Source organism: Blautia ammoniilytica (genome assembly GCF_025566965.1).
Taxonomy (GTDB): Bacteria; Bacillota; Clostridia; order Lachnospirales; family Lachnospiraceae; genus Blautia_A; species Blautia_A ammoniilytica.
Genome location: NZ_JAOQJL010000045.1, coordinates 1 through 22075 on the forward strand (window position 1 = coordinate 1; position 22075 = coordinate 22075).

The 22075-nt window shown below is 37.9% G+C and carries 25 protein-coding genes and 3 pseudogenes; 26 read left to right on the top strand and 2 right to left on the bottom strand.

The features are described from left to right. The coding region (locus tag OCV61_RS16280) for a transposase (RefSeq protein ID WP_262583225.1) at positions 1–727 on the top strand (727 nt) is incomplete at its 5' end. Between the two features lie 27 nt (positions 728–754). On the opposite strand, the pseudogene OCV61_RS16285 reads toward OCV61_RS16280, so the two are convergent. Continuing rightward, positions 755–979: pseudogene (locus tag OCV61_RS16285) on the bottom strand (transposase); the annotation flags it as partial. 107 nt (positions 980–1086) lie between these two features. Between OCV61_RS16285 and OCV61_RS16290 the strand changes: the two are divergent. The 18 genes and pseudogenes from OCV61_RS16290 to OCV61_RS16375 all read left to right on the top strand — a co-directional run bounded on the left by OCV61_RS16290 (position 1087) and on the right by OCV61_RS16375 (position 12918). Continuing rightward, entirely contained in the window at positions 1087–1497 is a 411-nt protein-coding gene (locus OCV61_RS16290; RefSeq protein ID WP_158422678.1) for a peptide deformylase, read from the top strand. A gap of 28 nt (positions 1498–1525) precedes the next feature. Next, entirely contained in the window at positions 1526–1798 is a 273-nt protein-coding gene (locus tag OCV61_RS16295; protein WP_158422679.1) for a hypothetical protein, read from the top strand. Positions 1799–1827: 29 nt separating this feature from the next. Next, positions 1828–2250, top strand: coding sequence for an N-acetyltransferase (locus OCV61_RS16300; protein ID WP_158422680.1), 423 nt, complete (start codon positions 1828–1830; stop codon positions 2248–2250). A 13-nt stretch (positions 2251–2263) separates the two neighbouring features. Further along, positions 2264–2698, top strand: coding sequence for a flavodoxin family protein (locus tag OCV61_RS16305; protein WP_158422681.1), 435 nt, complete (start codon positions 2264–2266; stop codon positions 2696–2698). Between the two features lie 63 nt (positions 2699–2761). Further along, entirely contained in the window at positions 2762–2914 is a 153-nt protein-coding gene (locus OCV61_RS18545) for a DUF1905 domain-containing protein (RefSeq protein WP_317258470.1), read from the top strand. A gap of 2 nt (positions 2915–2916) precedes the next feature. Beyond that, positions 2917–3441 (top strand): DUF1801 domain-containing protein, encoded by a 525-nt coding sequence (locus tag OCV61_RS16315; protein ID WP_158422703.1) that lies wholly within the window; start codon positions 2917–2919, stop codon positions 3439–3441. A 166-nt stretch (positions 3442–3607) separates the two neighbouring features. After that, a complete protein-coding gene (locus tag OCV61_RS16320; RefSeq protein ID WP_262583239.1) occupies positions 3608–4201 on the top strand; it encodes a class I SAM-dependent methyltransferase in 594 nt (197 codons plus the stop codon). Continuing rightward, the gene (locus OCV61_RS16325) at positions 4165–6639 is read left to right on the top strand and encodes a DEAD/DEAH box helicase family protein (protein ID WP_158422682.1); all 2475 of its coding nucleotides are present in this window, start codon (positions 4165–4167) and stop codon (positions 6637–6639) included. Before OCV61_RS16320 ends, OCV61_RS16325 begins: the two co-directional genes overlap by 37 nt. A gap of 31 nt (positions 6640–6670) precedes the next feature. Further along, positions 6671–6886 carry a hypothetical protein gene (locus OCV61_RS16330; protein ID WP_158422683.1) on the top strand — a complete coding sequence of 72 codons (216 nt, stop codon included), beginning with the start codon at positions 6671–6673 and terminating at the stop codon, positions 6884–6886. A gap of 107 nt (positions 6887–6993) precedes the next feature. Further along, complete coding sequence (locus tag OCV61_RS18865; protein ID WP_117449501.1) at positions 6994–7038, top strand: hypothetical protein; 45 nt, start codon at positions 6994–6996, stop codon at positions 7036–7038. A 56-nt stretch (positions 7039–7094) separates the two neighbouring features. Beyond that, positions 7095–7463 carry a VOC family protein gene (locus OCV61_RS16340; protein ID WP_158422684.1) on the top strand — a complete coding sequence of 123 codons (369 nt, stop codon included), beginning with the start codon at positions 7095–7097 and terminating at the stop codon, positions 7461–7463. A gap of 4 nt (positions 7464–7467) precedes the next feature. Continuing rightward, positions 7468–7848 (top strand): annotated as a pseudogene (locus OCV61_RS16345) (DUF188 domain-containing protein); the annotation flags it as partial. Between the two features lies 1 nt (position 7849). Then, a pseudogene (locus OCV61_RS16350) lies at positions 7850–8245 on the top strand (arsenate reductase family protein). A gap of 61 nt (positions 8246–8306) precedes the next feature. After that, on the top strand, positions 8307–9311 hold the full coding sequence (locus OCV61_RS16355) for a DHH family phosphoesterase (protein ID WP_158422686.1): 1005 nt from the start codon (positions 8307–8309) through the stop codon (positions 9309–9311). A gap of 51 nt (positions 9312–9362) precedes the next feature. After that, a complete protein-coding gene (locus tag OCV61_RS16360) occupies positions 9363–10889 on the top strand; it encodes a Y-family DNA polymerase (RefSeq protein WP_158422705.1) in 1527 nt (508 codons plus the stop codon). Between the two features lie 15 nt (positions 10890–10904). Beyond that, positions 10905–11318, top strand: coding sequence for a hypothetical protein (locus OCV61_RS16365; RefSeq protein WP_158422687.1), 414 nt, complete (start codon positions 10905–10907; stop codon positions 11316–11318). A gap of 73 nt (positions 11319–11391) precedes the next feature. Next, a complete protein-coding gene (locus tag OCV61_RS16370; protein ID WP_158422688.1) occupies positions 11392–12381 on the top strand; it encodes a helix-turn-helix transcriptional regulator in 990 nt (329 codons plus the stop codon). A gap of 327 nt (positions 12382–12708) precedes the next feature. Continuing rightward, positions 12709–12918 carry a helix-turn-helix transcriptional regulator gene (locus OCV61_RS16375; RefSeq protein WP_262583227.1) on the top strand — a complete coding sequence of 70 codons (210 nt, stop codon included), beginning with the start codon at positions 12709–12711 and terminating at the stop codon, positions 12916–12918. Between the two features lie 102 nt (positions 12919–13020). Here OCV61_RS16375 and OCV61_RS16380 read toward each other — a convergent pair whose 3' ends face one another. Next, positions 13021–13635 carry a sugar O-acetyltransferase gene (locus OCV61_RS16380; protein ID WP_317258471.1) on the bottom strand — a complete coding sequence of 205 codons (615 nt, stop codon included), beginning with the start codon at positions 13633–13635 and terminating at the stop codon, positions 13021–13023. A 323-nt stretch (positions 13636–13958) separates the two neighbouring features. On the opposite strand from OCV61_RS16380, the gene OCV61_RS16385 reads away from it, so the two are divergent. The 7 genes from OCV61_RS16385 (at position 13959) to OCV61_RS16415 (ending at position 21902) form a co-directional block, all read left to right on the top strand. Beyond that, entirely contained in the window at positions 13959–14936 is a 978-nt protein-coding gene (locus OCV61_RS16385) for a LacI family DNA-binding transcriptional regulator (protein ID WP_158422690.1), read from the top strand. Positions 14937–15028: 92 nt separating this feature from the next. After that, positions 15029–15973 (top strand): sugar ABC transporter substrate-binding protein, encoded by a 945-nt coding sequence (locus OCV61_RS16390; RefSeq protein ID WP_158422691.1) that lies wholly within the window; start codon positions 15029–15031, stop codon positions 15971–15973. Between the two features lie 82 nt (positions 15974–16055). Further along, the gene (locus OCV61_RS16395) at positions 16056–17534 is read left to right on the top strand and encodes a sugar ABC transporter ATP-binding protein (RefSeq protein ID WP_158422692.1); all 1479 of its coding nucleotides are present in this window, start codon (positions 16056–16058) and stop codon (positions 17532–17534) included. 38 nt (positions 17535–17572) lie between these two features. Continuing rightward, positions 17573–18502: an ABC transporter permease gene (locus tag OCV61_RS16400; RefSeq protein ID WP_158422693.1), complete on the top strand. Its 930-nt coding sequence runs from the start codon at positions 17573–17575 to the stop codon at positions 18500–18502. A 16-nt stretch (positions 18503–18518) separates the two neighbouring features. Further along, a complete protein-coding gene (locus tag OCV61_RS16405) occupies positions 18519–19901 on the top strand; it encodes a hypothetical protein (protein WP_158422694.1) in 1383 nt (460 codons plus the stop codon). A 67-nt stretch (positions 19902–19968) separates the two neighbouring features. After that, a complete protein-coding gene (locus tag OCV61_RS16410; RefSeq protein ID WP_158422695.1) occupies positions 19969–20862 on the top strand; it encodes a sugar phosphate isomerase family in 894 nt (297 codons plus the stop codon). Further along, a complete protein-coding gene (locus tag OCV61_RS16415) occupies positions 20859–21902 on the top strand; it encodes a carbohydrate kinase family protein (RefSeq protein ID WP_158422696.1) in 1044 nt (347 codons plus the stop codon). Before OCV61_RS16410 ends, OCV61_RS16415 begins: the two co-directional genes overlap by 4 nt. The last annotated feature ends 173 nt before the right edge of the window (positions 21903–22075 follow it).

The window sequence follows — 22075 nt, forward strand, 5'->3', positions numbered from 1 at the left end:
CGGAAATGATAAGGATTCTATATCTGAAGAACTTCCTGAAGATGTGAAAACACAAAAATGCAGCATCAGCGATCCGGAAAGTGGATGGTTTCGAAAGGGTGAACATAAACACGTTTTTGCAGATGCAGGATATAAAACTCCGGCAATCGCCCATCAGCTGTTGAAAGATGGAATTCAACCACTTTTTCTGTATACCCGTCTCAAGACCAAAGAAGGCTTTTTCGGAAAACACGAATTCGCATATGATGAATACTATAATTGTTATATATGTCCGGGAACACATATATTGACATACAGTACAACAAACAGAAATGGATATAAAGAGTATAAAAGCTGCGGTGAGCATTGCGTTGAATGTCAATATCTTTCAAAATGCACAGAAAGCAAAGATCATGTAAAACTGATCACACGTCATGTATGGGAAGAATACATGAAAGTGGCAGAAGACATTCGGCACACGATCGGAAACAGACAGATCTACCAGTTAAGAAAAGAAACCATAGAACGGATCTTCGGTACAGTTAAAGAACAGCATGGATTTCGATATACGCAGTATGTAGGAAAAGCACGGATGGAAATGAAAGCCGGGCTTACCTTTGCATGCATGAATTTGAAAAAACTGGCAAAAATCCTGGAAAAACGAGGTTGGAACACAGCCAGATTTTTGTTGATTTTGAAGAAAATAAAAAGAAAAGAAGTTTTAAAAGAAAAATGGTGCTGGGCATAATCCCCAACACCAAGTTTGTCTACAGTCTGAGATGATCTGATAGATCATCTGTAACAGGTTTTCATGGTCTTTGTGAAACCGGATAGACTTATCATTGGTTTTAAACTTCTTTTTGATCAGCTTTGTAAAGCCGATCTTTGCAGCGAATTCTTTTATCAAAAGAAGACCTGCATCGGAGGATAGATCACCTCCATCAAAATTTATTTTAATTTGCCTATTGCTTTGAAGTGAAAAGCAATGTGCAATTAAAATACAGTAACTATGTGGCTTTCAACCACTTTCACGGCAAAGCCGTGAATAATTCAAGATAAAAAAGGTAGTTGACTTCACACTACCTAGCTGACATGGAGGAATGATAGATGGTAAAACCGATAATGAAAGATGTGTTCTTTTTAGGACAAAAGTCAGAACCTGCTACAAAGGCAGATCTGCAAGTGGGAAAGGATCTACAGGATACCCTACAGGCAAATCGTGCCGGGTGTGTGGGTATGGCTGCAAATATGATTGGTGTGAAAAAGAGAGCAATCATTGTAAATATGGGATTCGTAGATGTTGTGATGTTTAATCCGGTTCTTCTGAGCAAGGATACTCCATATGAAACAGAAGAAGGATGTCTATCGCTTACCGGTGTGAGGAAAACAACACGATATGAAAATATCGAAGTGGAATATTATGATATGAATTGGAAAAAGCAGCGGCAGAAACTGAGTGGATGGCCGGCACAAATTTGTCAGCATGAACTGGATCATCTGGAAGGCATTTTAATTTAAGTTTTTGAAATTACGGGGGTGATCGATTATGGCATCGGAACGAACCGATGAATTATACAAGCTTTTACTGGGCAGAGGATATCCTAAAGAGTTCTGTGCGGAAATTGCCTATAAAAATATGAATACAGATTACACTGCCACCCGGATGCTTGGCTATTTGTACCGGGTAAGTGATCCCCGAATCGAGGATCTGGTGGATGAGATGCTTGCAATCTTAAGTGACAGAGATGCAATTATTCAGAAAAAAGAAATGGAACATGCCCAGGCTGTGATCAATGAGATTTACAGAAATGGATTGTAAAAAAGTTTAGTAATTATGGTATAAGAAAAATGATTCGAAGATTTGAAACAAGAGATCTGAATGAGATAATGGACTTATGGCTTCATGCAAATATAGAGAGCCATTCTTTTATAGAAGCAGATTACTGGAAAAAGAATTATGATATGGTCAGAAAATTGATTTCTGAAGCAGAAATGTATGTGGCAGAAGAAAATGAGGAGATTCAAGGCTTTATTGGTTTAATAGATACTTATATAGCCGGGATCTTTGTAAAGGCAAAAGAACAATCAAAAGGAATCGGAACAGAGCTGCTTCGCACCGTTACGAAGCTAAAGGATCAATTGAATCTTAACGTGTATAAGAAAAATATGAGAGCGGTAGTGTTCTATCAGCATCGTGGATTTAAAATTGTGAATCAGAAAATAGATGAAAATACATCAGAAGAAGAATATACGATGGAATGGCATCGTTAGACGGGAGGTAAAAATGAAGACAGTAATTGTTTATGCGTCTGTACATCACGGAAATACAAAGAAACTGGTGGAGAAAATTGCAGAGGAATGTAAAGTTGATCTGATTGATGCCGTGCAGCAGCCAAAGGCAGATTTGGCGGATTATGACCGGATTGGTTTTGCATCCGGTATTTATTTTTCAAAATTTCATCAGACAATCTTAAAGTTTGCTTCAGAAAATCTGCCGGAAAATAAAAAGGTATTTATGATCTGTACTTATGGTGGAAATGCAGCATATAAATCACTGGAAGTTATTTTGAAAGAAAAGAAAACGGACATTATTGGAAAATTTGGCTGTAAAGGATATGACACTTTTGGACCGTTTAAATTGGTGGGTGGTATTGCAAAAGGTCATCCGGATGAAAAAGATCTGGAAGCAGCGGTCTCCTTCGTGGCTGGATTGCAGTGATCAGGACGATAAGAAAATCAGGATTTGCGGAGGATAATATTCACAGAATGAAAGGAAAAAAATATGGAATTAAAATTTTGTGCAAGAATTCTTCAAAATGAGAATATGGATGCTGCCTATGTAGAGGTTCCTTACGATATCAAAGAGCTTTTTGGAAAAGGGCGTTTGTTGGTAAATGCTACATTGACGGTATTCCATATCGTGGGCAAGTGGTAAAAATGGGAACTCCATGTTACATTATCGGCGTTACAAAACAGATACGCAAGCAGATTGGCAAAAGCTTTGGAGATATGGTTGAAGTGGTTCTTCACGAAAGAGACAGTGAGAAAAGCCCAATGTGGCAATGTCTCAAATGTAGCAGAGAGTTTAAGAAAAAAGGGCAAAGTCATTACTGCGGTGAAAAGCTAAAGTCGATTGATGAATATATCCTGAGCCAGGATGAGGAGAAACAGGAATATCTGCGCTATATGCGTCAGATTCTTCGCAGTGCATTACCGGAAGCGGAAGAACGCATTTCATGGAGTATGCCGACCAACCGGAAAGGTCGTGACATTGTTCATTTTGCTGCTTCGAAGAAATACATCGGATTGTATCCGGACCCTGCAGCAGTTGAAGAATTTGCCGAAGCATTGAAAGGGTATAAGACGGATAAAGGAACGATTCGTATTCCGTACGGCAAGGTCGATGCAGAATTGATAAAAAGAATTGTCTTGTGGTGCTACGAAACCGGAACCCATGCATGAGGAGAAATATCATGAAGCAGATAGAAGAGATCATACGAAATACAACAGAAGAAGAACAGGAAAAGGTGGACTGGACCAAGGCCTGGAGTACAGATGATACTTACTTATATTGGTTTCCTTGATGCCACAAAGGATTAGAAAGTTGTCTTAAATGAGAAAGGAAATTATGAACACTACAATTAATTATTACAACCTAAATGCAAAAAAATTTATAGAAAACACTCAGAATGCAGATATGCATCTGGCACAAGAGGCGTTTCTCCAACTATTGCCTGGGAGTGCGTCAATTCTTGATTTTGGTTGTGGTTCCGGTCGTGATACAAAATATTTCCTTGAGAAGGGGTACCAGGTGGCGGCAACCGACGGATCCGCAGAACTCTGTCGATTGGCAGGTAGCTTTACAGGGATTAAAGTAAAGAAAATGCTATTTCAGGAATTGGATGAAATTGGAGTGTATGATGGCATCTGGGCATGTTCCTCTATTTTGCATTTGCCAAAGCAGGAACTTCTTCCCGTAATCCAAAAAATGTGTATTGCACTTAAAGATAACGGGGTGATTTATACGTCCTTCAAATATAGTAATTTTGAAGGGGAACGAAATGGTCGTTATTTTACTGATTTTATGGAAGATACATTTCGGGAATTTATCAAGGTGATACCGGAACTTACGGTAGAAGATCAGTGGATTACGTTGGATGTGCGTCCGGGAAGAGGAGAAGAAAAATGGCTCAATTTAATTTTGCGGAAAAATCAGAAATAGAGGAACTCCATATAGAACCAACAGATGTTATGACCGGAGACAGAAATAAAAGCAGATATTTGCTGTATCAGTTAAAGCTTAGCATGGCACGGGCAAAACAGATTGATATTATTGTCTCATTCCTCATGGAATCAGGTGTAAGAATGCTGCTCTCAGACTTAAAAGCAGCTTTGCAGCGTGGTGTTCGGATTCGCATTCTTACTGGCAATTACTTAGGAATTACGCAGCCTTCAGCACTATATCTTCTTAAAAAGGAATTGGGCGATAAGGTAGAATTGCGTTTTTATAGTGATAAAGGGCGTTCTTTCCATCCCAAGTCATACATATTTCATTATGACAACATGAGTGAGATTTATATTGGTTCATCCAATATTTCCAGAAGTGCATTAACATCTGGAATTGAATGGAATTATCGTTTTAATAATAATCAGGATAGTCAGAATTTTAATTTGTTTTATGATACATTTGAAGATTTGTTTAAAAATCATTCGTATGTGATCAATGATGCAGAATTAAAAGAGTATTCAAAGAACTGGCATAAACCTGCGGTTGCAAAAGATCTTGCACGATATGACCAGACAGATCCGGACACAAAAGTTGAAGTGCTGTTTCAACCAAGAGGGGCACAGATCGAAGCACTTTGTGCACTGGAGAATAGCAGAGCAGAGGGCGCTGTGCGTGGTTTGGTTCACGCTGCGACTGGTGTAGGAAAAACATATTTGGCTGCATTTGATTCTGCAAAGTATGAGAGAGTCTTGTTTGTTGCACATAGAGAAGAAATCCTGAAGCAGGCAGCAGTATCTTTTAAGAATGTACGTCATTCAGATGATTATGGATTTTTTGACGGAAAGCAAAAGGATACTGGAAAATCTGTGATTTTTGCTTCTGTAGCAACGCTTGGCAGAAGCGAATATTTAACAGAGGAGCATTTTGCTCCAGATTACTTTACTTATTTGGTGATCGATGAGTTTCATCATGCTGTTACAGATCAGTATCAGAGAATCGTGAATTATTTTAAACCACAGTTTATGCTTGGCCTTACCGCCACACCGGAAAGAATGGATGGAAAGTCTATTTATGAAATTTGCGATTATAATGTTCCATATGAGATTACGTTGAAGGAAGCAATCAATAAAGGGGCATTAGTTCCATTCCATTATTATGGTATTTACGATGAAACGGATTATTCGACACTCAAATTGGTAAAAGGAAGATACAATGAGAATGACTTGAATGATAAATATATCGGCAATGTAAAACGATATGATTTGATTTATAAATATTATAAAAAATATCATTCCAAACGTGCTTTAGGTTTTTGTAGTTCAAGAATGCATGCCGAAGAAATGGCAAAGGAATTCTGCAGGCGAGGCGTAAAATCCGTTGCTGTGTACAGCAATGCAGATGGGGAATTTTCCGAAGAAAGAAATGTAGCAATCGAGCAATTAAAGAATCAGGAGATAAAGGTTATTTTCTCTGTAGATATGTTCAATGAAGGAGTGGATATTGCTTCTCTTGATATGGTTATGTTTTTGAGACCGACGGAATCACCTACTGTGTTTTTACAGCAGTTGGGTCGTGGCTTGCGTATCAGCAAGGGTAAAGAGTATGTAAACGTACTTGATTTTATTGGAAATTACGAAAAAGCCGGGCGTGCACCGTTTTTGTTAAACGGAAGTGCCTGTGTCGGAGAAAGAACTGCATATGACTATTCTGAAATTGAATACCCCGATGATTGTATCGTGGATTTTGATATGCGTTTGATTGATCTCTTCAGAGAAATGGACAAAAAGTCATTGTCTATTCAGGAAAGAATTAAACAGGAATATTATCGCGTGAAAGAATTGCTTGATGGAAAAGTTCCCACACGTATGGAACTTTTTACGAATATGGATGATAATATTTACGAATACTGTATGAAACATTCGAAAGAAAATCCGTTTAAACGATATATGGATTTTTTATATGAAATTCATGAATTATCGGCGGAAGAACTTCAGGTTTACTCTGGAATTGGAAGAGAGTTTCTGCAGTTGATTGAAACAACGGATATGCAGAAAGTGTATAAGATGCCGATTCTGTACAGCTTCTATAACGAGGGAGACGTACGGCTGGCTGTTACAGATGATGAGGTAGTGGAGAACTGGAAAAAGTTCTTTGATCGAGGAACGAATTGGAAGGATTTTCCAAAAGTAACTTCATACGAAGAGTATCGGAAGATAACAGACAAACAGCATTTAAGCAAGGCAAAAAGTATGCCGATTAAATTTCTAAAAGCTTCAGGTAAAGGATTTTTTATAGATAAGGATGGCTATGCACTGGGAATTCGAGATGAATTGGCAGATGTAATTAAAGTTGATGCATTTAAGCATCAGATGAAAGATATTATTGAGTATCGTACGATGGAATATTATCGGAGAAGGTATGTAGAAAACTGATTCTTAATATTATCTCCAGGGGAATGGAGTTATGATGTACACAGTAAAACGAATCGATGAAGACCTGAATTTTGGTTGTGAAGAACGACCGGATGATGCACCAGTCATGGCAATAGTGACTCTTGTGGATTCTTCAGGAAAAAAAGTGACAGTAAAAGCGGAGGACGCCAGGCTCTATGAGCGTAATATCAATGAAGGAGACAAAGTTTGTTTCGATGTAAATAATAAATTGGAAAAAGTAAAATGAAAGCTACAGGGAGAAAACATGGTAAAGCAAATTGTAAGAGACGTTTTCTTTTTAGGCCAGCCATCCGAACCAGCCACGAAAGCTGACATCCAGGATGGACAGCACAGATCTGCCAGCATGAAATTGATCATTTGTCTGGAAAGATTATTTAACCGCATGTGGATTGCGAATATTCGCTTGACTCAAAGCGGATTGTGAGGTGACGGATATGCTGAAAAACGTACTGATCGTGGTGGATGATATAGAAAAATCCATAGAGTTTTATAAAGACTTATTTGGACTGCAAGTGATTCTTAAGAATGAAGGGAATGTGATCTTATCGGAGGGACTTGTTTTGCAGGATGCCGACGTATGGGGGAAAACATTGAATGAAACTTCTACGCTATTTAATAACAGGATGGAATTGTATTTCGAGGATTTTGATATAGATGGATTGCTTGCAAAATATGAATCTGGTAAGTATTTTGTTCGATATGCCACAGAATTAACAGAACTTGCAGGTGGACAGAAGCTTGTAAGACTGTATGATCCCAGTGGTAATCTTATTGAGGTTCGCACTCCATTCAGGTGTAATTAAAGGAGAGAACATGCAGATTTTTGCTGATGCAGATGCCGTGGATTATAAACTGATCAGCATTTGCCATAGGGGCGATATTGTTGTATCACAGGATTACGGTGTGGCTGCAATGGCACTTGGAAAGGGCTCACAAGGTCCAGTGGACCTTGGATTTGAGCCGACCGAAGCGGAGCGTAGACCATATGCGATTCATCAATCCGGGAAATGGTATACGAATGAAAATATTGACCAGATGCTTATGGAACGGCATCTGAATAAGAAGGTACGAAGGGCATCCGGAAAGAAACATTTAAAAGGACCTAGAAAACGAACATCGGAGGATGATGAGCATTTCAGAGCGTCTTTTGAAAAAATGATATATATGGCGATGGACAAGGAGAAATAATTTGAATATACAGATTTTTGGAACAAAGAAGTGCAATGATACAAAGAAAGCAGAACGTTTCTTTAAGGAACGTGGGATCAAGTTTCAGTTTATTGATATGAAAGAAAAAGGGTGAGTGTCGTCCAGTGGACGACGTGCTACGAACCGACCGAGCCGGAAGGCGAGACTGAGTAAGGGCGAATTTAATTCAGTTGCTCAGGCAAATGGTGGACTGGAAAATATGATCAACTGGGAGGGCAAGGATAAGGATCTACTTGCGTTCATTAAGTACATTGCAGAGGAAGATAAACTTGAGAAGGTACTGGAAAACCCGCAGGTGATTAAGACACCGGTGGTTCGTAATGGAAAACAATCCACTCTTGGATATCAGCCGGATATCTGGAAAACGTGGAAGTAAGAGTGCCGGTAGATTTTGACCAAGATAAATAAAACAAATGACTCAATTGAAAGGCAATTAAATGACATTCAATTTTGACAGAGAATTTCAATCTATGATGCAAGTGAATGATTTAAATACCGTGATTCTTCTAGGACACTTGAACCCGGATGGCGATGCTGCCGGATCGGTGATGGGACTTGCACATTATATAAAGGTAAACTATTCGCAGTACAAAGTGCTGCCATATCTGGCAGATACGTTGGATAAAGGACCAAAGAAGCAGGTAAAACTGGATAAGGTCTTCGATCCGTTTGAGAAGCCGGATGTAAAAGAAAAATATGCGGTTATCGTATGTGATACTGCAGTTTTAGCAAGAATGATTGGCAGGGAATACTACGAGGGCGCAGAAGCAAGTATAGTAATTGATCACCATGCCTCTAATGAAGGTTATGGAGTTGTGAACTATACAAAAATATCGGAAGCCTGTGCAGAGAATGTTTATTATATTTTGAATCCGGTAAAGTTGAAGCGTACAGTCGATTGCGAAGCGAATCCAACTGCAGCAGACTATATCTATATGGGTATCCTGCATGATACAGGCTGTTTTACCCGAGCGAAGGTGAGCACCATGCAGGCCGTAACTGAATTGCTCGAGATGGGAGTAGATCATAGTTATGTAATGCAGACCATGCATAATGATACGCTGGGAAGTTTGCAGAAGAGGTCAGAACTGTTGAAGCGGGCAGAACGTCTGCTGGATGGGAATGTTGCCTGTGTGTGTATCAATCGTGCCGAGAGCGAGGCAGAAGGAATCAGCTACGAGGATATCCACCCAATCAGCGGTTTTCTCAGAGACTGCGAAGATATTCAGCTTGGTTTTACCATGTATGAGGAAGAAGAAAATCGCTGGCGTTGTTCCTTCCGGTCTGATGGAAAATGGATCAATGTGAATGAACTCCTGCAGGCGTTTGGCGGAGGTGGACATGCTGCGGCAGCAGGTGTGCGCAAGCGGACGAATGATGTAGAAAAATTCAGGCAGGAAATCCTTGAACGGATTGTTATGATGAGAAAGATTTCCGATTAGGATAAATAAGAATTAGAAACAGAACACAGGAGAATCGGGAGGTGTAGAATGATGGAAAAGGAAAGAACCTATATTGCAATCGATCTTAAGTCATTCTATGCGTCTGTGGAATGTAAAGAACGAAATCGGGATCCTTTGACGACCAATCTTGTGGTTGCGGATAAAAGCAGAACAGAAAAAACCATCTGTCTTGCGGTATCTCCAGCATTAAAGTGTTATGGGATACCCGGAAGGGCTCGTTTATTTGAGGTTGTTCAAAAAGTAAAAGAAGCCAATAGTGTGCGCAGGTGGAAAGCACCGAACAGAACATTTAGTGGTTCTTCTGATGACAGTACAGAATTAAATAGCAATCCTGCACTGGAGATTGATTATATTGTTGTTCCACCCCGGATGGCTCTCTATCTGGAATACAGCACCAGAATTTACAGCATTTATCTGAAATATATTGCGCCGGAAGATATTTTTCCGTATTCGATCGACGAAGTATTTATGAATGTAACGGATTATCTGCATACTTATAATATGACAGCAAGGGAACTTGCCATGACTATGATACAGGATGTGCTGAAAACGACAGGTATAACAGCAACTGCAGGAATCGGAACGAATATGTATTTATGCAAGATTGCGATGGATATCGTGGCGAAGCACATTAAAGCAGATAAAGATGGTGTACGAATTGCGGAATTGGATGAAATGTCATACCGAAGGAAACTCTGGAGCCACAGACCTCTTACTGATTTCTGGAGAGTCGGAAAGGGATATGCAAAGAAGCTGGAAGAATACGGGCTTTATACAATGGGCGATATTGCAAGATGTTCCATCGGAAAAGAGAATGAATTATACAACGAAGATCTGTTATACAGGCTGTTTGGCGTTAATGCAGAGCTGCTGATCGATCATGCCTGGGGATATGAGCCCTGTACCATGGAAATGGTCAAGGCTTATAAGCCGGAAACGAACAGTGTTTGTTCCGGGCAGGTACTTCATTGCCCTTATGATTTTGAAAAAGCAAAATTAGTCGTCAAAGAGATGACGGACCAGATGGTTTTGGATTTGGTGGATAAGAAACTTGTGACGGATCAGATCGTGTTGACAGTTGGTTATGATATTGAGAATCTGAACAATGCCGACAGGAAAAAGCAGTATCATGGAGAGGTTACGATCGACCGTTATGGAAGAAGAATTCCGAAACATGCACATGGAACGACCAATCTGAAACGGCAGACTTCCTCAACAAAACTGATAATGGATGCAGTAATAGAGCTATATGACAGGATTGTTGACAGAAACCTGCTTATCAGAAGAATCAATATCACAGCGAACAGGCTTGTGGATGAAAGTTCTGTCAAAAAAGAAGAAATATATGAGCAGCTGGATCTTTTTACGGATTATGAGGCGCAAAGGAAAAAGCAGGAAGAGGAAGAGGCTGCGCTGGATCGGGAAAAACGTATGCAGGAAGTAATGCTCAGTATCAAAAAGAAATTTGGAAAAAATGCTGTGCTGAAGGGAATGAATCTTCAGGAAGGTGCAACCGCCAGGGACAGAAATGAACAGATTGGCGGACATAAGGCGTAATGGAGTTGAAAGAGGATGAAAAATAATTCTTATGAAGATATCATCAATTTACCACATCCGGTCTCTAAGAATCATTCGCAAATGCCACTTCGGGATCGGGCAGCGCAGTTTGCTCCTTTTGCAGCCTTGACTGGGCATGATGCTGCGATAAAAGAAACAGCAAGATTAACCGATGAAAGATTGGAATTGAGTGAGGAAGCGATTGCTCAGCTGAATGAAAAAATCAATATAATCAGAAATAATATCGGTATAGAACAGAAAGTATCGATAACTTATTTTATTCCCGATGCAAAAAAAGCCGGCGGATCCTATGTTGCGTATTCTGGTATTGTAAAAAAGATAGACGAATATGAGCATATCATAATCATGACAGATCAAACGGTTATTCCAATCGAGCAGATAAGTGATATTAAATGTGAAGAGTGGTAAATGTGAAAACAGATACAAAGAATATAGAATGTTTCACTAGGAAAAGTTGAGACAGAAAGTGGAGGTGACCACGATGGCTTCATTTGATCAGAAGCTCCGTACGTTATATCTGATGGAAATCCTGCTGGAACGTACCGATGATGAACATATGTTAAATGCATCGGAGTTGTGCACGATTCTGGATCAGGAATATGGGATCAGTACGGATCGAAGGACAATTTATACGGAGATGGAGATTCTTGATAAATTCGGATTGGATATCCAGCAGAAGAAAGGCAAGTGTCCGGGCTATTATATCGGTGCCAGGAATTTTGAACTGCCGGAGTTGAAGCTTTTGGTGGATGCGGTTCAGTCTTCAAAATTTATTACAGAAAAGAAATCCAAAGAATTGATACAGAAATTGGAGAAGCTGTGCTGTAAGACAGATGCCGAAATGCTTTCCAGATATGTCTTCATCGTAAACCGGCCGAAGACAGAGAATGAAACGGTGTATTATAACGTAGATTATATTCACAATGCTATCTTTGAAAATAAAGAGATCAAATTTCATTATGCGGAATGGACAGTTAAGAAAGAACTGAAATTAAAAAAGAATGGCGCTTTCTATGTTGTCAGTCCGTGGGCGTTGACATGGGATGATGAAAACTACTATTTGGTTGCTTATGATGCAGCAGCCGGAATCATCAAACATTATCGTGTCGATAAAATGCGGGATACGGAGATTCTGGAGGCTGATCGTAAAGGAGAAGAGTCCTTCAAAAATTTTGATCTGGCTGCATTTGCCAAGAAAACGTTTGGTATGTATGGCGGTGTCGATGCGGAAGTCACACTGGAATGCAGAAATGAACTGGCCGGTGTTGTGATTGATCGCTTTGGCCATGATGTATGGATGTGTCCTCATGGAGAAGAGTATTTCAGAGCCAGAGTGCCAGTGGCGGTAAGTTCACAGTTCTTTGGTTGGATTACCGGTATTGGCCCCAGGATGAGGATTGTGGGACCGGAAGATGTACGGCAGCAGTATAAGGAGTACCTGCAAAATGTGGTTCAGAACTATGTGGATTGACGAATCCAGTTGGTTGTGCGATTTTGACATCCCTATTTTGCGATAATATGATCATCAGTTAAAGGCACCAGGGGTGCTAAAGTAAAATGATTGAGAAAGCATTTATCAGGAGGAAGGTACAATGAGTAAGAAAGATGGATATAGCAGACCGGGATTATTTGGAAGTATAAATATTACGACAGCAAAGGTAACAAGGTTGGAGAAACAAGACCGGGGTTCTTTGGCGGAATGAATCATTATGATGACAGAGGCCGTAAGACTGGACATAGTGATAGGAATTTTCTGGAAGACTGGAATCATTATGATGATTAATGGGAGATGTTATCTGTGAGAGAACTTAGGACTAGTCTGAAGGAGCTTCGCATGGAAGCCGGGTTTACACAGTCAGAACTTACTGAGATCGTAGGAAACTGCAGAGACAATATAAGCAGGCTGGAAAGGAATAAATTTAAAAATCCGACATATCAGCTGCTGTATGATATTGCAGAGTATTTTGGTAAATCAGTAGAAGAAATTCTTTGGTATGAAGAGGTATAGGAAAAGGCTGATGCATAAGTGGCAAGAAAAGTCACTATTGCATCAGCCTTTTGGTACTTTCTCAACTGTTGATTGTCCATTTTACTTGACAATCAACAAATGTTAATATAAGTCTTTGCGATACTTTAAAGAGTCTTTTTCTATAATTTTTCGGATAACTTTACATGGATTTCCAGCGGCAAAAGAATTATCAGGGATATTTTTGGTAACAACGCTTCCGGCTCCAATTACACAATTATTCCCTATGGTGACACCGCCACATACAACAACATTTGAGGCTAGCCAACAACCATTACCGATGGTAATTGGTTTTGCATATTCCATATCATATAAAGTTCCATCTTCTTTTGTTCTCATTTTTCGTTCATTAGTTAAGAAGGGATGAATAGGTGTAACAAGTGTACAATTTGGTCCGAAAAACACATCATTACCAATTGTAACCCAGGCACCGTCTAATATAGTAAGATTGTAATTGGCATAGCAGTTAGTTCCCATTTTGGTAAAGCATCCATAATCAAATTGAATAGGTCCTTGTATATACGTACCAGCTCCCATATGAGGCATAAGCTCTGCTAAAATTTTGTTACGCTTTTGTGTTTCAGTATCAAAGGTATCATTGTAAGTTTTTGTTAGTTGTCGTGCTCTGATACGAAGAGTTTCTAATTCCTTATCTGATATATCATAGATTTTTCCATTAAGCATTTTTTCTCGTTCCACAGTATTTTCCTCCGGTTATTGTAACTATTTGATAGAAAATGAACTATAAGAATAGTTGTATTTGAATGGAGGAAAAGAATATATGTATGAAGTGGAATAAAAAGAGGGAATAACACATCTTCATAATATAATAATATAATAGATAAGTAAATAGTATTTATTCGCAAAAACGCACAAGATACTGAAAATAAAAAAATAATTTAAAAAATGTACAAATATATTGACAAAAAGGAAATGGAAATATATAATACAAATATGCGAAACGTTTCAATTAAAAAGAGAGGAAGGAATAGAAGTGTACGAAGGATAAAGAGAGGGTAACAATTAAAGATGTAGCACGAGTTGCGAAGGTATCTTTATCTACCGCCTCATTGGCTTTGAACGGAAAGCCAGGAGTTACTCAGAAAACGAAAGAACATATTATTTCAATTGCAAAAGAACTTAATTATAAGCCGAATAGCTCTGCTAGAAGTTTGAGGGTCTCAAAGACAAAAATGATAGGACTGATTATCCCTGATATTGTGAATAATTTTTACGGTGTAATAGTAGAGTATGTGAGAAAAGAAGTGGAAAGTTATGGATATTTTTTGCTTCTTGGAATTACTGGCAGTAATAGTGCAAACGAAGAAAAATATATCAATGAGTTTATTACGCGTGGAGTAGATGGTGTTATTTATATTCCGCAATTAAAACATTCTGATATTAGATATGTAGAACAGTTTGATGAGTGTAAAATACCGTATTTATTTTTGACGGCACGATATGAAGAACTAGATGTTCCGTATGTTTTGTGTGATCTGAAAAAAGGATTTTATGAAATGACAAAGCATCTTTTGGAGCAAGGACTTACAGAAATATATGTTATGGTTGGAGATAAAAAGGTGGATCAACCGTATATTTCTGGTTTTTATGAGGCGTGTAGAGAATTTGGGATATGCCCAGATGAAACAGTTATAGTTGAAAGTTCATTTGAATTTGAAGCAATTCAGGAAGTCGCAGATGAAATTTTTTTTAAAGGACCACAGGCAATTATGACTATTTCTGACATAATGGCATGCGGTGTAATGCAACAGGCGAGAAAGCGAGGAATTCGTATACCTGAAGAGCTTTCAGTAACTGGATATGATGATGTGATATATTCGATAATTAATCATATTCCTATATCGACAGTTATGCAACCAATTAAAGAAATGTGTGTCATAGCTGTAAATAATTTGATGAATATTATGAAATATGGAATTGTACCACCGTCAGTCATATTGGAACCCAAACTAGTATTAAGAGAAACAACAAGGGATTAGATGAGAAAGGATATCTGCATCCCTTGTTTTAACCTCAAAAAACGAAACGTTTCGATTCTGCGAAATGTATATTTTTAAAAGGAGGAACGGAAATGAAAAAAAGAACAATAGCGTATTTATTAACATTAACAATTTGCAGCATTACATCCATGTCAGTGTATGCTGAGGAAAAGCCAGGCGAAGATATGGAATTTGTATATGTAACACAGGATATTGCAAATCCGTATTTTATTGAAGTTTACAACGGTTTTGAGGCGGCATGTAAAGAATTAGGAATATCTACGCAGGTTTTGGATGCAAAATATGATGTAGCAACCCAGAAAACATATGTGGAAGATGTAATTGGTCGTAAAGTTGATGGAATTATGATTTCTCCTTTAGATGAAAATGCATTGAAAGATGTAGTTGATGAAGCGAAGAAAGCAGGGATTGTGATTTCTGCGGAAGCGCAACCTATTAGTAATGCTCAGATTGATGGATCCTTGGATGAGTATTCCATCGGGTATGCTATAGGAAGTGCAGCGGCTGATTGGATTAACATGAACTTAGATGGAAAGGGAAAAGCACTTGTTTTAGCTCAAGATGATGTTGAAGCAGTTATTCGTAGAGGAGATGGAATTGTAGATGGAATTACAGAGAATGCTCCAGATTCAGAAATTATTGCAAGACAGAATGCTAGTAATACGGATCTTGGAATGAAAGTATCTGAATCAGTAATGCTTGCACATCCAGAAGTGAATGTTGTATGTGCTTGTGATGATTACACTGCAATTGGGGCTTATGAAGCAATACGAGCAATGGGAGATATTGATGAAAACTTTTATGTCGGAGGTTGTGATGCAACTGATGAAGGCAAAGAGAAAATGAAAGCAGATAATAGTATATATCGTTCATCCATTAATTTGTTCCCCTATGATGCAGGATATGAGATTGCATATGCAATGTTTGAATATTTAACAGAAAATCAGGAAGACGCAGTTGTGGAGCGCCATTATGAGCCGGTATGGCAGACGGATGTAGCAGGAGAAGAAAAATGATAAGTATATTTGTTGCAGAGGTTGAATAGTAGTCAGCCTCTGTGACAAGAAAACAGGATGATATTTATGGAGGAGGCATCCTATGGAAGATACGATATTGGAAGTTAAAGGGATTTGTAAAAGGTTTGGAGGGGTACTAGCTCTGAACGATGTTAATCTTCAGATTACCAGAGGGGAAGTACATGCTCTTGTTGGTGAAAATGGTGCGGGCAAAAGTACATTGATTAAAATTTTAACTGGTGCGACAGAGCCTTCTTCAGGAACTATTGTTTTCGAAGGAAACGAATATACAGAGTTTACACCAGTAAAGTCTTCAGAGTTGGGAATTACCGCAATTTATCAGGAATTTAATTTGATTCCGTTTTTGAGCGTAGTTGAAAATATTTATTTTGGCTGTGAAAGACTAAAAAATGGACTCCTTGATAAGAAAATGATGCAAGAAGAATGTCAGAGATTATTTAATGAGATTGGCATAGATATAGATCCAAAAGAAAAGGTAAAAAATCTGGGTATTGCACAGCAACAGTTAGTAGAGATTGCAAAAGCAATTTCGAAGAATGCAAAACTTATTATTATGGATGAGCCAACGGCACCACTTACAGATCGTGAGACAGAGACATTGCATAGACTTGTAAGGCAATTTAAAGAAAAAGGCATTACTATTATATATATATCACACCGTATGGAAGAAATCTTTGATATATGTGATAGAGTTTCAGTGTTGCGTGATGGACATTGGATTTCTACCGGCAGGGTTTCTGATACGAATAGAAGCAAATTAATTGCAGATATGGTTGGTAGAAGTCTTGGAGAAAGTTATCCTAGATCATCAGAAAAACATGTAGAAACAGTATTAGAGGTAAAGGGACTTACAAATAGTAGAATAGAGAATGTTTCTTTTTCATTAAAAAGAGGAGAAATTCTAGGAATTGGTGGTTTAGTTGGAGCTGGAAGAACAGAGGTAGTCAGAGCAATATTTGGAGCGGATAATCTTTATAATGGAGAGATTATTAAAGATGGAAAGGAGATAATAATTAAAACTCCACAAGATGCTTTGAAGCATAATATAGCATTACTTCCAGAGGACAGGAAGACGCAAGGGGTGGTTATGAATTTAAGTATTCGTGATAATATCTCATTGTGTATTCTTGAAAGGCTTTCAAGGTTTTCAATCTTAAATGCAGCAAAAGAAAAAGCTCTTTGTGAAAGACTTGTTGCTGATTTGAAAATAAAGATTAGTTCATTACGCCAAGCAGTGCAGAATTTATCAGGAGGTAATCAGCAGAAAGTAGTTCTTGCAAAATGTCTTGCGACAGAATGTGATATTTTGATGATTGATGAACCTACGAGAGGCATTGATGTTGGTGCGAAACAGGAAATATATAAAATTATGAGAGCATTAGCAGATAGTGGAAAGAGTATCATTATGGTATCTTCTGAAATGCCTGAATTAATTGGGATGTCTGACAGAATTATGGTAATGCGAGATGGTAAAATAGCAGGCGAATTGTATCCAGAAGATTATTCACAGGAAGCTATCTTGAATTACGCGTCGCTTTAAAGGAGGACCATAATGCAAAAAAAATAGATTTTGGAAAAATGTTAGCAGAATATGCAATCATTGTCATTTTCATTGTGTTATTTGTAGTTATGAGTATTTTTGCCCCAAATTTCTTTACTGGAAATAATATGGTGAATATTTTAAGACAAGTATCAATTAGTGGTATTTGTGCAGTTGGAATGACATTTGTTATGTTGACAGGTGGAATTGATCTTTCTGTAGGCGCTATTCTTGGAGTGAGTGGCGTTTTGACTGCAATGATGATGTTAAAGGGAATTCCATCTTTATTAGCTTCAATAATAGCATTAGCATTGGGAGTCGTAATTGGAGGAATAACAGGTGCAATTATACACTATATTGAGATTCCACCAATGATAGCAACACTTGGAACAATGACTTCTTTGAGAGGCGTTGCTTATTTAATTACGGGGGGTACACCGGTATTTGGATTTGATGAGTCTTACTCAAAAATAGGACAAGGTCATGTTGGAGTGATTCCTATTCCAGTAATTATTCTTGCAATTGTATATGTGATAGGAATATTTGTTCTGTCAAAAACAAAATTCAGCAGATATGTTTATGGCATTGGAGGAAACCAGGAAGTTGCAAGACTTTCAGGAATTAAGGTCGCGAGAGTAAAGATTGCAGTATATGCTATTAGTGGATTTTGTAGTGCACTTGCTGGACTTGTTATGCTTGGAAGAGTAAATAGTGGGCAGCCAAGAGCTGGAGAAAGTTACGAGATGGATGTAATTACGGCGGTTGTTCTTGGTGGTGTTAGTTTAAATGGCGGTGTTGGAAATCTTAGTCATGTTATTTTTGGAGTCCTTATTATAGGTGTCTTGACAAATGGAATGACAATGATGGCAGTGGACGATTACTGGCAGCGTGTAGTAAAAGGATTGATTTTGTTGCTTGCAGTAAGTTTTGATCATTATATTCAGAAAAAAAATATAGGAAGAAAATAAAAAGGAGGATAAGATTATGATGATTAGACCTAAAATGGGATTTGTTGTGTTTGGAGTACATAAAGATGGACTTGAAGATCCTATGGGAGTAAAATTTATTAATGATGAGTTGATTGAACAGGGAAAATCTGCGATTAAAGCAAAAGGTGTAGATCTTGTTGAAAATGACATAGTAGTAGCATACAAAAAAGAAGCAAAGGCGGCTTTAGCAAAGCTGAAACATGATGATTCAATAGATGGTGTTATTTTATATTCAGGGACATGGGTATGGGCATCAGAGATTGTTGCCGCAGTTAGAGATTTTGAACGTTGTGGAAAAGGTGTGATTATATGGACTGCTCCTGGATCACAGGGGTGGAGGCTTGTGGGAACTCTTGCATTAGGGGCATCATTTAAAGAAATTGGAATGAAATATCGTTCAGTGTACGGATTGGATGATGAAACAGTGGAAAAAGTTGCATGCTTCTCAAGGGCATGTGCATTACGCAATAAATTGAATCTTTCTACAGTTGGCGCTTTTGGTGGCCGTGGAATGGGATTGACATGTGGTGTGGCGGATCCATCACAATGGATGAAGAAATTTGGCGTAGATATTGATTCAAGAGATTCTATGGCAATCTTGAAAGCTGCAGATGAAGCAACTTTGGAGGAAATCGAAGAAGTTAAGGAGACATTAATTAAGCCTTATTTTGAGGAGTTACCACCAGATGATGTATGTACTGAACGTTCAATTAGATTATATCTTGGACTTAAAAAGGTTATTGAAGAAGAAGACTTTGATATGTATGTTATTCAGTCATTTCCAGGAGTTGCAGATATGTATGCAGCAAGTTGCTTTGCTCAGAGTATGATGTTACAGAGGGGAATACCGACAGCTACATTATGTGATTATAATAATGTAATGACTGTATTTTTACTTAGTAATTTATCCAATGATCCAGTTTATTATGGAGATTTTCAGTGTATTGATAAAGAGAAAAAAGAAGTCAAAGTTATTGGAGATGGGGCATGTGCTCCTTCATTGAGCGGTCCAATGAAAGCCAAATTTGCACATCATGGACTTCCAACAGAAGGAGAAGCGGGAGGACTTTCTGTAGAGGCTGTTCTGAAGCCGGGTAAAGTTGTAATGGCAAGAGTTGGAAGAGATAATGGTGAGTTCGAAGTAATTCTCCATAGAGGAACGGTATATACACCAGATCCAGAAGAACTTGAGCGTCAGAGAAAGATATCTGGTATGTGGTTTTGGCCACATGCGTTTATTAAAATGGATGTAGATTATGATCTTGGAGTACAGATATGGAATGGAGAGTATATCACCCTTGCATATGGAGATACAGAAATTTACGATACAATTAAAGAGTTCTGCTATTTGATGGATATTAGACTTATTGAAATGTAAAATGATAAGTTAGAGAAGTCGGAGACTGTTATTAAGAGCAGTCTCTGACTGTAAATGGAGGGTACTAATGGTAGATCGAAAGTTGTTATATCGTTGGTGTAGTATTCGTGTAGAGGATTTAGAAAATCATCCGGATTTGAAACTACCTTTTCGTTTAGTGAAAAATTCTGAAGAAATGGGAGAGCTAATGGCAAAAGAGTTAGCAGAGGATATCAAGAAAGCAAATATAGAGGGAAGAAGCTATAGAGCAATTATTCCATGTGGTCCTAAATGCTGGTATGAGCCATTTGCAAAATATATTAATGAAAATCGTATTAGTTTGCAAAATGTAGAAATTTTTCATATGGATGAGTGCTTAGATTGGCAAGGAAATTTGTTGGCAGAAAATGATCCATATAATTTTTGCTCTTTTATGAAGAAATATTTTTATGGCCCAATTTTACCAGAGTTAAATGTAAAGGAAGAAAATAGAAATTTTTTAAGACCTAATAATATAGAGAGCATTAGAGAGAAGATTGAATTAAAACCTATTGATTTCACATTGGGTGGATGGGGACAAGATGGTCATATTGCGTATAATCAGAGTAAAAGACATCCATTTTGTCATGTTTCAATTGAAGAATTAAAAAATTCGTCTATTCGTATTCAAGAGAACAATTTAGATACTATAATCACTCTTGGTCAAAGAAGTTATGGTGCAGCTTATCAGTTTGTTCCCCCTATGTCAGTGACGTTAGGAATAAAAGAATGTTTATCCGCAAAAAAAGTAAGGTTATTTAGTGATACTGGAACGTGGAAACAGACTGCTCTTAGAGTAGCATTGTTTTCAGATGTTGATGCCGAATATCCGATGACATTATTACAAAATCATCCAGATGCAGTTATAACCGCAACGTATGAAACGGCATGTCACCCTATTTCAGAACATCCAGAATGGGAATTTAAGGGAATCAATATATGAAATCAAAAAAATTTGATTATGTAGTAGGCACAGGAGGAATTGGAACAGGGATTCTGTTTAAATTTCAAGAGAATACAACTTTGGGGCGGGATGAATCACGGTTTGCGAAGCTGGCAGATGCTAAAGATTATTGTAAGTTACATATTATTTTGCATTATGTAGCGACACTTGGGCCCGATATTCCAATTTATACGATTGGAAAAGTAGGGAATGATGATGCGGGCAATAATATAATAAAAATGATGAAACAAGCTAGAATCAATACAGACTATATAGGTGTAGTTGAAGATGTTCCAACTTTGTATTCGGTGTGTTTTACATATCCAGACAGTGATGGAGGGAATATTACAGCTTGCAATAGTGCGAGTAATCAAGTTGAGAAAAAAGATATAGATAATTTTTTTGAGAAAATTTCGGATGAAAATGTGGGACTTGTGCTTGCTGCACCAGAAGTACCTTTGGAAGTAAGAGAGCATTTACTATTATGTGGAAGAAAGCGAGGGTGTTTTAATACGGCATCATTTACCTCATCAGAAGTTCCATTTTGCGTAGATAGAGAAATGTTAAGATATATAGATTTTTTATCTATTAACAAAGATGAAATGCGAACATTTATACAAGAGTTTGGATGTAAAAACATTCAGGATCCATATGAATGTTATTTACAGATGCGAAAATTTAATCCACATATTATTGTAGTTATTACATGGGGGAAAGAAGGAGCATTTGTTTTTGGAGAAGGACAAAAAATGAAAGTCCCGGCTATATGGAAAAAGGCAGTGAACTCAGCGGGAGCAGGAGATTGCTATATGGGAACAATGATTGCTGCATTTTTAAAGGGAATTCCGATTTTTGATAATAGTGACGGAGTAGGGATTGCTGGATTGGCAGCTTTGGCATCTTCTATAAAAGTAGAGTGTAAAGATACAATCGATACACAGATTACATTAGAAAGACTATTGTTATGTGCTGATGCCTTAGGAATTCAGTTTACACGGAAGATATACCATAATTTTTTTGGCATAGAACGTGTTTATTAATTAAACTCCTCAGCTACACATGTGGCACCATTATAAATGAAATTGTATGTTAACTTGAAAAAATATTTCAATGCAGAGGTAAATTCCATCACGCCTTGTTTTTTGCGGATTTCACAGGAGGGTTTTGGATAATCAAAGTTCTTGAGGATTTGCCGAACTAATTGGTGCTAGAA